The organism is Tsukamurella sp. PLM1 (assembly GCF_023168325.1).
In the GTDB taxonomy this organism is placed as follows: domain Bacteria; phylum Actinomycetota; class Actinomycetes; order Mycobacteriales; family Mycobacteriaceae; genus Tsukamurella.
On record NZ_AP025688.1, the window covers coordinates 2,276,730 to 2,289,055 of the forward strand.

Below are 12,326 nucleotides of genomic sequence, written 5' to 3' on the forward strand. Positions count from 1 at the left end.
CGCCTCCACCGCGCGCGCCGGGTGCAAACGCGCCCCGGACGCGCCGCCTACTGGGTGCACTCGGACGTCCCGCTCCTCGATGACGAACCGTCGGCCCGTCGCCCGGGCGGCCAGATTCTTCGACATCGCGAACGGGATGACGCCCCGCTTCGGTCCCGCGGACGTGGCGTACCCGAACCTCGACCTGACGGCCCACCTGTTTCGCGAGCCCGTCGGCGACGGACTGGGATTCGACACGCGCGTCTCGACCGGCCCGAACGGGGTCGGGCTCACGAGTTCGGTCATATACGACAGCACCGGGCCGATCGGAACGGTGAATCAGATACAAACCGTGCGTCCCCGCTGAAAATCACTCAATAGTGTGGTTACATACCGGGCGTTCAATTCACCCTGTCGAAGGGAGTTCACATGAATACTCGGATCACACGGACGCTCGGTGCAGTAGCCGCCGCCGTCGCGCTGACCGCCGGATTGACCGCATGCAACGAAGCCAAGGATGCGGCGAGCGACGCCACCGCGGCCGCAGGCAGCGCAGCGAGCGACGCGACCGCCGCCGCAGGCAGCGCGGCGAGCGACGCGACGGCCGCCGCGGGCAGCGCGGCCGCCGGCGCCACGGGCGGGGCTAACGGCGCGGGTGCCAGCGGCGCCAACGGTGCGGGCGGCGCCGGCTCCGAGTCGAAGCCGGCAGTTCCCTCGACGAAGATCGCCACACCGGGTGGCACCGAGGTCACGCTGACCGACGCGCCGATCGTCGCCGAGTACGCGAAGTACGGCTACGAGAAGGGCTACCTGGGCGCCCCGCTCGGCCCCGTCTCGCCACTGCCGGACGGCAAGGGCAAGTACCTGACCCTCAAGGGCGGGACGATCTACTGGTCGCAGGCATCGGGCGCGCACGTCGTGCACGGCGTGATCGGCGACAAGTGGGGCGAGGCCGGCCACGAGACCGGCAAGCTGGGCTACCCCACCAGCGACGAGACCGCGGAGAACGGCGCCATCAAGCAGACCTTCCAGAACGGGACGATCACGTTCCGCGACGGTAAGGCCACCGTCTCCTAGGACGCCTGCCCCACCGAAGGGCGCCGCCCGTCGATGATCACCGTTCGTGCCGCCGGCACGATCGCATCGGGGCGGCGCCCTTTCGCGTCCCGACCGGGGACACCCGCCGCGGGCTCAGGCGCGGCGGATCGATCCCGGGCGGCACCACGGCCCGGGCCCGGGCGGGCGCTCGGCCGACACCCCGCGCAGTTCGACGGTGAGCCGCGGTTCGGTGACGACGGCCGCCTCGCCGGGGCCGAACCCCGCCGCGCAGCGACACGCGCCGCCGTGCTCGCGGACCGCCGCCGACAGTGAATCCACTGTCGCGAACGTGGATTTCGTCATGCACGAGTATGAGAACTTGATCGCGAACCGGTCTTCGACGGTCAGCATCACATTCACTGCGGTGTGCGACGTGAGCCCCAGCGCGTACAGGTCGTCGTCGCCCGCAACCGTCTCGATCGCCACGGACAACCGTCCGTGACGGGCCGCGATCCGGCGAATCGCCTGGTCCACGACATCCCCTCCGCTGCGACGCTCCGACCCGCTCCACACTTTGCGTTCGCGATCCGGGCGGCGCCGTAGTTCACCCTATCCTGGTAACGTGTTGCAGTGACGGCAGCTCTGTACCCGGGGAGGTGAGGCGGAATGACCCAGGCCACGACAACGCGTGCGCTCGACAGTGCTGACCTGCACGAGCGCCATCGCGAGTTCCGCGCAGCCCTGTTCGACGCCGGTCACCTGGTCCCGACCGGGGTGGACGGGGTGTACGGGCGCGGGGCGGAGTTCGAGCGCCTCACCCAGCGGATCGACGCGCTGATCTCCGCCACCGTGGCCTCGGTGCACGGCGGCGCTGCCACGGTCCTGGCGTTCCCCCTGTCATGCCGCGCGAGAACCTCGACCGCACCGACTACGTCGCGTCGTTCCCTCAGCTCAGCGCCGCAGTGTCCACGTACACCGGGGCGACGCCGAGCACCGCCTGCTGCTCGCCGGCCGGGATGCCGGGCACGACTGGGGCGGTCACTTCCACGCGAGCGAGGTCGCGCTCGTCCCGTCCGCATGCCACTCCGTGTACCCCACGCTGGCCGGCGAGCTGCCGCGCGACGGCGCCTGGGTGGACGTCACGGGCCACTGCTACCGCCATGAACCGTCGGTCGATCCCGCCCGGCTGCAGTCCTTCCGGATGCACGAGGTCGTGCGGGTCGGATCGGACCGTGCCGCGATCGCGCACCGCGACAGCTGGGCGGCCCGCGCCGCCGGACTCCTCACCGGGCTCGGTCTCGACGTGCGACGGGTCGCGGCCACGGACCCGTTCTTCGGCCGGGCGGGCCGTCTGCTCGCCGCCGACCAGTCCGCCGACGACCTCAAGAGCGAGCTGATCGTGCCGCTCTACGGCGAGGATCTGCCCGGCGTCGCGGTGGCGTCCAGCAACTACCATCGCGACCACTTCGGAACCCGGTTCGGCATCACCACGGTGGACGGCGCCCCCGCCCACAGCTCCTGCCTCGGATTCGGGATCGAACGGATCGCCCTCGCGCTGCTCGCCGCTCACGGCCTCGACCGCTCCGCCTGGCCCGACGCGGTCGACGCCCGGTTGTGACCGCGCCCCGAGTCCACCCGACGGGGCGCGGTGGCCGGGATCACGCGCGGGCGGGCTGAACCGCGATTTCGCGGATCTGTTCGCCGCCCTGCCCGCCCGTTCGGTCCCGCGCCCCGCGGTGCCGGGCTGATCACGCACTCCACGGACCGCGGCTGGGGCTATCAGCGCGCGGGCCGGCTCAAGGCGCTGTGTCAGACCGGCTGCCAGGGCGCGTCACGGTGTAGGCGAGAGCGCCCGCCGCGAGGACGATCATGCCCACGGACACCGCGCCCGCGGGCAGCGACAGCGCGACCGACAGACATCCGGCCAGCCCGACCGCCGGCACGACGCGCGACGTCCACGCGGTGGACAGGGTCCACGCCGACGCGTTGGCCACCGCGTAGTAGACCAGGACCGCGAACGAGGAGAACCCGATCGCCGACCGCAGGTCGACCATCGCCGCCGCAACCGCGACGACGGCGCCGACCGCGAGCTCGGCGCGCACCGGGACTCCGCGCCGAGCGTCGACCGCGGCAAGCGGCCGGGGCAGGTGCCCGTCGCGCGCCATCGCCAGCGTGGTGCGCGAGACCCCCAGGACGAGCGCGAGGAGCGAGCCGATCGCCGCCACGCAGGCCGCGACGGTGACGAACGCGGCGGGGAACCCCACAGCCCGTGCGGCGTCGGCGACCGGCGCTCCCGCAGCCGCGAGTCCCGCCGGGCCGAGGGCCGCGAGGAGCGCGAACCCCAGCACGGCGTAGACCACGAGGGTCGCCGCCAGCGCCGTGAAGATCGCACGCGGCAGCGTCCGCTGCGGATCGCGGACCTCCTCACCGAGCGTCGCGATCCGGGCGTAGCCGGCGAACGCGAAGAACAGCAGGCCCGCGGCCTGGAGAACACCGAACGGGCCGCCGGCGGCACCGTCGAGCACCCGGGACGCGTCGGCGCCGCCGGAGGTGAACGCAGCGACCGCGACGGCGGCCAGCACCGCGACCACCAGGGCCACGGCGATCCGCGCGGCGCGCGCCGACCGCTCGACCCCGCACAGGTTGAGCGCGGTGATGGCCATGACCGCACCCACCGCGACGGCGTGCGTGTGCTGCGGCCAGGCGTAATGCCCCACGGTCAGCGCCATGGCCGCGCAGGAGGCCGATTTCCCGACCACGAAGCTCCACCCCGCGAGGTGTCCCCAGAACGGGCCCAGTCGCTCGCGGCCGTACACGTACGTGCCGCCCGACCGCGGGTACAACGCCGCGAGCCGGGCGGAGCTGCTCGCGTTGCAATAGGCCACGACGGCGGCGACGGCCAGGCCCGCGAGCAGCGCCGACCCCGCAGCCGCCGCCGCGGGCCCGAACGCCGCGAACACACCCGCGCCGATCATCGCCGAGAGACCGACGGCGACCGCGTCGCCGACGCCGAGCGTCCGACGGAGCTCGGTCACCGGCCCTCGGTCAGCGCGGCCAGCCGGTCCAGGGAGGCGGCCAGACGGTCCGCGGTGGTCGCGCGGGCACGCGGGAGACGCTGCTCGTCCCGCAGATCGGTCCAGTCGTAGGTGTGCGTGACGCGGGTACCGCCGTCCGGCAGCGGCGAGAGCTCCCACCGCCAGAGATGCCCGGGCGCCGGCTCGCCGACGGGCGCCGGCAGCCAGGCGATGCGTCGGCCCTCCTCGAACTCGGTGACCCGGTTCTCGCGGACCTGCTCGTTGGTCAAGCGCATCCGGAACACGTCGCCGATCGCCCGGACCCGTTGCCCCTCGGGGGCGGCGTCGAGATTGTCGTTGCCGTCCCATTCCGGCTGCCGCGCGGGATCCGCGATCAACTCGAACAGCAGGTCCGCCGGCGCCGCGATGTCGCGGGAGGCGGAGACGGTGCGGGGGATTCCGATGCGCTCACCCACTCATCGAACCAGGAGACCCGCTTCGCGCACCCCCGCCCAGCCAGCCCTCGGGCGAGCGCCGGTCGCGCAGCGCCGGCCGGTTATTCTCGGATGTATGAAAGCAGTCGTGTGCACCGAGGGCCAGCTGACCGTCGAAGACCTGCCCGCCCTGAGCCCCGCGCGTGGCCAGGTACTCCTCAACGTGACCCGCACGGGGATCTGCGGGTCCGACCTGCATGCCCGGCACCACGCGGACCTGGTCTCCGACCTCGCCGCGAAGGCCGGCTACCCCGACGCGCTGCGCATGAACCAGAAGATCGTCATGGGCCACGAGTTCGTGGGCACGGTCGCCGAGTACGGACCCGGCTGCCGCAAGCGCTGGGCCGAGGGCACCCGCGTCGTCGCGCTGCCCACCGTCATGGTCGGCAGTGAGCCGCAGCTCGTGGGCCTGTCGGAGCGGGCCCCGGGGTCGTACGCCGAGCAGGTGCTCGTCCAGGAGTCGATGACGATGCCGGTTCCCGGCAAACTGTCCGACGAGGAGGCCGCGCTCACCGAGCCGATGGCCGTGGCCTGGCACGCGGTGCGCCGCGCCGAAGTGGGCCGCGGGAGGCCGGCGATCGTGATCGGCTGCGGCCCCATCGGCCTCGCGGTGATCTCGATGCTCCGCGCCTCCGGGGTGAAGAGGATCATCGCCAGTGACTTCGCCCGGCCGCCGGGCGCTGGCGAAGCAGATGGGCGCGCACGTGGTCGTGGATCCGCGCGAGCAGCAGCCGTGGGACGCCTACGAGCAGCCCCGCAACGAGATCCGCAGGGCCAGCGACCTGTTCAAGATGGGCGTGAGCACGATGGACAAGCTCACGCTCGTCCCCGGGCCCTCCCCTGGTGGCACGTGTTCCGCCTCGCCGATAAGATCGGCGAGACCCCCTCGGGCCCTGTGGTGTTCGAGTGCGTCGGGGTGCCGGGGATGATCAACTCGATCATCGAGGCAGCGCCGCTGCGCACCCGGGTGATCGTGGTGGGCGTCTGCATGGAGCCCGACACGTTCATGCCCGCGCTCGCCGGCAACAAGGAGATCGACCTGAGGTTCGTCTTCGGATACGACCCCGGCGAGTTCCACGACACGCTCCACATGATGGCGGACGGCAAGGTCGACGTGAGGCCGCTGGTCACGGGCACCGTCGGACTGGGCGGGGTGAGCGCGGCGTTCGACGCCCTGGGTGACCCCGAGGTGCACGCCAAGATCCTCATCGACCCTCGAGCACGGCGACGGCGCCCTGACGCCGGCACCGCTGCGGGTCGCGTCTTTCAACGTCAACGGGATCCGCGCCGCCCGGCGGCGGGGGTTCGACGCCTGGCTCAACGGCCGCGATTGCGACGTGGTGGCCCTGCAGGAACTGCGCTGCCCGCCTTCGAACTCGGTGCGTTCGCCGGGTACCACGCGGCCGTCGACCACGGCTCGATCCCGGGGCGCAACGGCGTCGCGATCCTGAGCCGGGAGGCACCGTCGGACGTGCGGACGTGGGCGACGCACCCACCCCGCGCCCGCGGCCTGAAGGCGTTCGCGCACGAGGGCCGGTACGTCGAAGCGGACCTGTCCGGCCTCACCGTCGCCTGCCTCTATCTGCCCAAGGGCGGCCTCCCGCGCACCTGCAGAGGCCCGGCAGCATGCGCGAGAAGCCCGACGGCGGAGCGAAGTTCGAACGGAAGATGGCCTTCCTCTCCGCGTTCGGGCGGGAACTGGACCGATCCCGACGGTCCGCCCTCGCCTCCGGCCGGGAGTTCCTCCTGCTCGGCGACCTGAACATCGCGCACCTGCCGCACGACGTGACCAACTGGCGACCCACGCAGAAGATGGAGGGCTTCCTGCCCGAGGAGCGCGACTGGTTCGGCGCGCAGCTCGGGCCGCGGCGCCTGGTGGACGTGGTCCGCCGTGTGCACGGCGACCGTCCCGGCCCGCTGTCGTGGTGGAGCTGGGCCGGAGCCTCGTTCACCAAGGACGTCGGCTGGCGCATCGACCACCACCTGGCCACACCGGGATTGGCGCGGGCCGCGACCTCCGTGACCGTCGACAAGGAGCCCTCCCCCGACCGGCGTCTCTCCGATCACGCACCCGTGGTCGTGGAGTACTCGCGCGGTTGAAACCGCCCCGCGGCGACCGCCACGCGGCTCCCTGTAGGCACGCGGTACCCCGGCGTGAGCGTGATGCCCGCCCCGACGCTACTTCGGCCGCGCCGCGCGCCACCGCCGAAGTTCCTGTGCCGAGGCGGACTTCGCGAGCAGCACCTCGTCCTCGTCGTCGAGCAGGCACACGACCTGCGACGGCAGCGCATCCTCCGCCACGAGCTCGGCCTTCGCGCGCCGCATCGCCCCGAGCAGGGCGTGCCCGTACCGGGCGTACGCCGCGTCCCAGGCGGCACCGTCGAGCCCCTCGACCGCCTCGTTGAGGCGGTCCTGCCACGCGTCGAGCGGGGCCGCTCGGCCCACCCGTCGTCCGAGCAGGGCCACCCGGGCGGGTCCCACAACTCCCGCGGCGGAACGGATTCGACGGTGCCCAGGGCCGGGTAAGGCAGGTGGATCACGCTCCCGCGCTCGGCGTAGAAGGCGGTGAGCACGTAGGCGTAGGGCAGCTCCCCGTCGGCCTGGTAGACCAACGCCCGGGCGACGGACCGCAGCTCCTCGCAGACCGCGTCCTCGAACCCGAACCAGTCGAAGTCCGGCCCGCTCACCACCTCCCCGGCACCGGTCACCGCTTGACGACGCGCAGATCGGCGAGCGAGGTCAGGCAGTCCGCGGCCATCGTGAGATCGGCTTCGGCCAGCATCGACCGCACCACGTGCTCCACGCCCTCGGCACCGCCGATGGTCAGCCCATAGACGTACGGTCGGCCGATCCCCGCGAGGGTCGCGCCGAGACCGACGACGCGCAGGATGTCCACGCCGTCGCGGACGCCGCTGTCGAAGGTGACGGGCAGGCCGGCCGAGGAGACACCGTCGAGGACCTCCTCGAGATGGCCGATCGCGGGCAGGCCGCCGTTGGCCTGCCGGCCGCCGTGGTTCGAGCACGCGATCGCGTCCACGCCCTCCGCAGCGGCACGGCGCGCGTCGTCGGCGTGGCAGATACCCTTGAGGATGATCGGCAGGTCGGTGGTGCGACGGATGCGCGCGATGTCGTCCCAGGAGAACGTCGGCTTGCTGAACAGCGACGACCACACGATCCCCGCGTGCAGCGGCGGCGGAGCGTCCACCCCGCACAGCTCGATGAACCGCGGGTCGGTGAGGTAGTTGGCGAGGCACCGGCCGCGCAGGAACGGGATGTACCCGTTACGCAGGTCGCGGCCGCCAGCCCAGGCTGCCGGTGTCCAGGGTGATGGTCAGCGCGTCGAAGCCCGCCTTGTCGGCGCGGCGCACCAGGTTGTCGGTCAGCCGATCATCCTTGGTGGGGTACAGCTGGAACGCGGCGAAGGAGTCGCCCCGCGCCTCGGCGACCTCCTCCAGCGGCGCCTCCGAGAGCGTGGAGTACATCGCGGCGACGCCGAGCGCGCTGGCGGCGCGCGCCACCGCCAGGTCGCCGCCCTCATGCACCAGTCCGTTGACGCCGACGGGGCACAGCACGACGGGGGCCTCGAGTTCCGCACCGAGGAAGGTGGTCGACATGTCGCGCACGCTGCGGTCGCGCAGCATCCGCGGCACGAATCCGTAGCGTCGCAGCTCCGTGACGTTGACGTCCTGCGTGGTCTCGTCGCCGGCGCCACCACGCACGTAGTCGAAGGTGGCGTGGTCGAGCACCTGCCGCGCACGTTCCTCGAGATCGACGAAGGTGTACGGGAACCGGCGGTGCTTCGCCAGCAGCCCCTCCGCATAGATGCCGTCCTGAAAGGAGCCGAAGTCCGTCATTCCTGGACCGTAACAGCAGCCCTCAGGGCGCGGTGAGGAAGTCCAGGGCGTCGACGGTGGCCGCGGGCTCCTGCAGATGGTAGCCGTGGCGGGCTCCCCGATACACGCGCATCCGCGCACCGTCGATGCCCGCGCGGAGGATTTCGGCGTTCCCGGCCGGGCACATGCGGTCCTCGGCGCCGTGCAGGACGAGCGTGGGCGCCTCGATCCTCGGCAGCGCGGCGGCCCCGTCGTGGTCGGTGCTGGCCGCGAAGTGCGCGCGCTGCGCGGGCAGCGAGCGCGGACGGGCCAGGATCGCTTCGGCCGACTCGGGGTGGCTCTCGAGCCAGTCCGGCGGGAAGAACAGCTCGAGCAGAGCCCGCCGGTCGGAGCGGACGAGGATGCGCAGGACGTCGGAGGGCCGTTCCACGCCGTGCCGGTCGCCCACGGTGGTCGCGCCCAGGATCAGGCGGCGCACCCGATCGGGATGGTCGGCGGCGAGCCACTGCGCAGCCCGGCCGCCCATCGAGAAGCCGTACACGTCCACCCGGTCGCCGATCCCACCGGCGGAGCGCGCCGCGTCGAGCACGCCGACCGCGTCGCGGGCGCAGTCCCGCGTGCTCCATCCGCGCGGGAACGCGTCGTCGCTGGCGCCGATCCCGCGATGGTCGAACACGACCACCGGGCCCGCCGCGCGGAAAGCCTCCACCAGCGGTGACCAGGAGCTCCCCGCCAGCGCCTGACCGGCGAACAGCAACACCCCGGGCCCGTCCGCGCCGGAGGCACCGGGATGCACGTCGTACGCGAGCCGGGTACCGTCATCGAGCGTGGCGTAGGGCATCCACGAAGCGTAGAACGTCACACCTGCGCGACGCCGCTCACGGTCGCGGTCGTCGCGTGGCTAGACTGCTGCCCATGTCTGTTCACATCTTCTACGGTTCCTCGACCGGCACCGCCGAGGGCGCCGCGAACGCCATGTACACCGTGTTCGCCAAGGCCGGCCCCGTCGAGCTGCACGACATGATGGACGGCGAGATCGACGCGCTGGACCCCGCGGACTTCCACGTCTTCTCGTGCGCCACGTACGGCGAGGGAGAGCTGCCTGCCGGCTCCACCGAGTTCTTCGAGGACCTGCTCGAGGCCGCGCCAGATCTCACCGGCCTCGCTTCGCGGTCTTCGGCCTGGGCGACACCATCTACGTCGACACCTACAACGCCGCCGGGAAGACCATCGTGGAGCACCTCACGGGGCTCGGCGCCACGCAGGTGGGCGACCGTTTCGAGCACGACAACTCCGGCACCGACGATGTGGACGAGAAGGCCGTCGAGTGGGCCGAGGAGATCGTCGGCCAGATCTGAGCCCCTGACAGACGAACGCCGCCGCGGAGCGATCCGCGGCGGCGTTCTTTCGTCCGGTGGTGCGCGGCTACTGCGGCACGGTGAGTGTCGGCGGCGTGGTGTTGACGCCCGCGCACGCCTCGCACACCGACGCGGGGATCACGCCCCGGCGCTGCAGGAAGCCGAAGGCGATGCAGCCGAGGCACACCCCCGCCGCCGACTCCAGCAGCGCCGCCACCACGAGGAGTCCCAGCACGACCTGCGCCGCGACGTGGCTCCCGGTGAGGTACAGCACCAGGGCGACAGTCGAGAAGACGAGGCCGATGGTCTGCGCGAACCGCTTCGGCGGCCCGGGCACCAGCTTGGCCGGACCGAGCTTCGGCGCGATCACGTGCACCGACAGCCTGCCGAACGGCGAATACCGGGGTCCGCCCGCGACGCGGAGCGCGAAACCGATCGCCAGCGCGGCGTAGAGCCACCACTGTCCGGCGACGATCGTCACCACCGCGAGGACGACGACGAGGCCCGCGGCGGCGCGCGCCGCGTACTCGTTGACGGGATTCGGGAAGGAGAAGAGACCACTCACGCGGCTGACACTAGCGCCGGGCGGGATCGTCGACCAGGTTTGCACTCGCCGTGATTCTCATGCCCCCGCCAGCCGCAGGACCAGCGGGATCGCCGTGCGCAGTGCCTCCGCCTCGTCGGCCGTGAGGTGCTCGCCGCCCGCGTGGACCAGCCACTCGTCCTGGGCGGCGTCGCGCGCGTGCAGGGCTGTCCTCCCCCGGTCGGTCAGGGCGACGGGACGACGCCGGCCGTCGGCACCGTCGGCATCCGAGACGATGAAGCCCCGGCGCCGCAGGTCCGCGACGACGGTCGAGACGTTGGAGCGCTTCATGTCGAGCCGGTCCCCGATGGCGGTCGGGAACGCGGCGGCGCCGAGCGCCTCGACCGCGGCGAGCACGAACAGCTCGAGCCCCGCAGCCCCGCGGCGGGCAGCTGCCGGAGGCGTTGCTCCAGCAGGCCCACCGCGAGGCGCAGGGCTTCGGCGTCGCCGGGTTTCACGGGAGCGTCACTCCTCGTCGACGGTGACCGGCCCGGCCCCGGGCTCCCCGAGCACGGCCGGAGCGCCGGCCTCGGTGCCCGATAGCAGCCCGGCCAGGTCGATACCCTGGGCCTTCAGCGCCGCCACGATGGAGGCGATGGACTGGGCGGACAGCCCCAGGAGTCCGCCCGTGGCGTCATTCTGGCCGCCGCCGATGATGTTGATGCTGTCGATCGCGGCGGTGGCCTCGGACTGCGCGCGGACCGCGCCCTCGATCATCGACAACACCTGCGGCACCAGCAGCAGCCGCGCGGCGTCCGCGCCGTACTGGTTGAACGCCTCGGCCTGCGCCTGCTTGCCGGCCGCGTCGGCCCGGAGCTCGGCCTCGAGCGCCTCCGCGGCGGACTTGCGGGCCGTCGCCTGGGACTCGCCCTCGAGCCGGATCGACTCGGCGTGCACCTCGGCCTGGGCGAGCTTGCCGGCGGCGTCGGCACGCAGCTCGGCCTCGACGGCGGCGGCAGCCGACTTGCGGGCGTCGGCGGCCGATTCGCCGTCCAGGCGGGTCGAGTTCGCGCGGGCCTCGGCGGTGAGGATCGCCGACTGGCGCTCACCCTCGGCACGGGTGATGGCAGCCTGCCGCTGAGCCTCGGCGGGGGCGATCACGTCGGCCTCGAGCGCGGCCTCGGCCTGCGCTCGGCGCTTGCGCTCGACCTCGGTCCGGGCCTCGATGCGGGCGGCCTCGGCCTCCTCGAGCGCGATTCCGACGTTCTTCTCCGCCTTCGCCTTGGCGAGCGGTCCGGCCTGATCCGCCTCGGCGTTCTGCGCCTCGGTCTGGGCGCGGAGCTGGGCGATGCGCACGTCGCGGCTCTGCTGCGCCTCGGCGATCGCCGTCTCGGCTTCGGTCTGGGCGATCTCGCCGGCGCGGCGGGCGTCGGCGGAGCGGATCAGCGAGTCGCGCTCGGCCTCCGCCTTGCCGATGTCGGCGTCGCGCTTGACCTCGGCGATGCGCTTCTGGCCGAGCGATTCGAGGTAGCCGTTGCGATCCTCGATGCCGGCGATCTTGAGGATGTCGACCTCCATGCCGATCCGCGCGAGGTCGCCGCCCGCCTCCTCGACCACGCCGCGGGCCGGCCTCGCGGTTGCTGTTGAGGTGCTCGACGGTCATGGTGGCCGCGATGCCCCGGAGGCTGCCGGCCAGGATCTCGTTGATCTGGTTCTCCAGCTCCGCCATGTTCGCGGTGAGGAAGCGCTGCGCGGCGGTGCGGGTCATCTCGTCGGTGGTGCCGATGCGGACCAGTCCGACGGCCTGCAGTTCGACGGGCACGCCGTCGATACTGCGGGCGTTGTTGAGGGCGATGCGCACCTCGAACGGACGCAGCGGCATGTAGTCCACGCGCTCGAGACCGGGGACCTTGAACCGCGCCCCACCGCGCACCACCTTCATCTCGCCGCGGCCGGTGAAGATCGCCACCTGATCCGGCGGAGACTTGATGTAGTTGTGGAAGAAGATCCACAGGGCCAACAGGATCACTACCACCGCGGCACCGGCCGCGATCAGGATCGAAACGGTCATTGATTCCCTCCTCTTC

General features: G+C 72.3%; 10 protein-coding genes and 5 pseudogenes. 6 read left to right on the forward strand and 9 right to left on the reverse strand.

All coding sequences use genetic code 11. The features are described 5' to 3' along the window. Positions 1-136 precede the first annotated feature (136 nt). Both MTP03_RS23715 and MTP03_RS11835 read left to right on the forward strand, forming a co-directional pair. A complete protein-coding gene (locus MTP03_RS23715) occupies positions 137-346 on the forward strand; it encodes a hypothetical protein (RefSeq protein WP_371820738.1) in 210 nt (69 codons plus the stop codon). Between the two features lie 62 nt (positions 347-408). Next, complete coding sequence (locus MTP03_RS11835) at positions 409-1,056, forward strand: LGFP repeat-containing protein (RefSeq protein ID WP_248488511.1); 648 nt, start codon at positions 409-411, stop codon at positions 1,054-1,056. A gap of 114 nt (positions 1,057-1,170) precedes the next feature. On the opposite strand, the gene MTP03_RS11840 is transcribed toward MTP03_RS11835, so the two are convergent. Next, entirely contained in the window at positions 1,171-1,551 is a 381-nt protein-coding gene (locus tag MTP03_RS11840) for an acyl carrier protein (protein WP_248488512.1), read from the reverse strand. Between the two features lie 553 nt (positions 1,552-2,104). Here MTP03_RS11840 and MTP03_RS23720 point away from each other — a divergent pair. Then, a complete protein-coding gene (locus MTP03_RS23720; protein WP_371820739.1) occupies positions 2,105-2,635 on the forward strand; it encodes a hypothetical protein in 531 nt (176 codons plus the stop codon). A 178-nt stretch (positions 2,636-2,813) separates the two neighbouring features. On the opposite strand, the gene MTP03_RS11850 is transcribed toward MTP03_RS23720, so the two are convergent. Next, positions 2,814-3,992 carry an APC family permease gene (locus tag MTP03_RS11850; RefSeq protein ID WP_248492138.1) on the reverse strand — a complete coding sequence of 393 codons (1,179 nt, stop codon included), beginning with the start codon at positions 3,990-3,992 and terminating at the stop codon, positions 2,814-2,816. A gap of 56 nt (positions 3,993-4,048) precedes the next feature. Then, complete coding sequence (locus MTP03_RS11855) at positions 4,049-4,507, reverse strand: SRPBCC family protein (protein WP_248488513.1); 459 nt, start codon at positions 4,505-4,507, stop codon at positions 4,049-4,051. A 94-nt stretch (positions 4,508-4,601) separates the two neighbouring features. Here MTP03_RS11855 and MTP03_RS11860 point away from each other — a divergent pair. Together MTP03_RS11860 and MTP03_RS11865 are read left to right on the forward strand one after the other, a co-directional pair. Next, positions 4,602-5,741, forward strand: a pseudogene (locus MTP03_RS11860) (zinc-binding dehydrogenase); the annotation flags it as partial. Positions 5,742-5,775: 34 nt separating this feature from the next. Continuing rightward, a pseudogene (locus tag MTP03_RS11865) lies at positions 5,776-6,625 on the forward strand (exodeoxyribonuclease III). A 78-nt stretch (positions 6,626-6,703) separates the two neighbouring features. Here MTP03_RS11865 and MTP03_RS11870 read toward each other — a convergent pair. The 3 genes and pseudogenes from MTP03_RS11870 to MTP03_RS11880 form a co-directional block, all read right to left on the reverse strand. Continuing rightward, positions 6,704-6,991, reverse strand: coding sequence for a hypothetical protein (locus MTP03_RS11870; RefSeq protein ID WP_248488514.1), 288 nt, complete (start codon positions 6,989-6,991; stop codon positions 6,704-6,706). 238 nt (positions 6,992-7,229) lie between these two features. Then, positions 7,230-8,379: pseudogene (locus MTP03_RS11875) on the reverse strand (alpha-hydroxy-acid oxidizing protein). A gap of 22 nt (positions 8,380-8,401) precedes the next feature. Beyond that, on the reverse strand, positions 8,402-9,199 hold the full coding sequence (locus MTP03_RS11880; RefSeq protein WP_248488515.1) for an alpha/beta fold hydrolase: 798 nt from the start codon (positions 9,197-9,199) through the stop codon (positions 8,402-8,404). 134 nt (positions 9,200-9,333) lie between these two features. Between MTP03_RS11880 and MTP03_RS11885 the strand changes: the two are divergent. Further along, positions 9,334-9,716: pseudogene (locus MTP03_RS11885) on the forward strand (flavodoxin domain-containing protein). Positions 9,717-9,783: 67 nt separating this feature from the next. Here the strand turns inward: MTP03_RS11885 and MTP03_RS11890 are convergent. From MTP03_RS11890 to MTP03_RS11900, 3 genes and pseudogenes are all read right to left on the reverse strand, one after another. Next, on the reverse strand, positions 9,784-10,281 hold the full coding sequence (locus tag MTP03_RS11890; RefSeq protein WP_248488516.1) for a DUF4395 domain-containing protein: 498 nt from the start codon (positions 10,279-10,281) through the stop codon (positions 9,784-9,786). A gap of 57 nt (positions 10,282-10,338) precedes the next feature. Then, on the reverse strand, positions 10,339-10,656 hold the full coding sequence (locus MTP03_RS11895; RefSeq protein WP_248488517.1) for a MarR family winged helix-turn-helix transcriptional regulator: 318 nt from the start codon (positions 10,654-10,656) through the stop codon (positions 10,339-10,341). A gap of 108 nt (positions 10,657-10,764) precedes the next feature. Continuing rightward, positions 10,765-12,310, reverse strand: a pseudogene (locus MTP03_RS11900) (flotillin family protein). Positions 12,311-12,326 lie beyond the last annotated feature (16 nt).

Bases quoted from the DNA above. Each gene is read 5' to 3' on its own strand.
- MTP03_RS11850 (WP_248492138.1), bottom strand. From the start codon at position 3,992: ATGATCGGCGCGGGTGTGTTCGCGGCGTTCGGGCCCGCGGCGGCGGCT.
- MTP03_RS11880 (WP_248488515.1), bottom strand. From the start codon at position 9,199: ATGCCCTACGCCACGCTCGATGACGGTACCCGGCTCGCGTACGACGTG.
- MTP03_RS11835 (WP_248488511.1), top strand. From the start codon at position 409: ATGAATACTCGGATCACACGGACGCTCGGTGCAGTAGCCGCCGCCGTC.
- MTP03_RS23715 (WP_371820738.1), top strand. From the start codon at position 137: ATGACGCCCCGCTTCGGTCCCGCGGACGTGGCGTACCCGAACCTCGAC.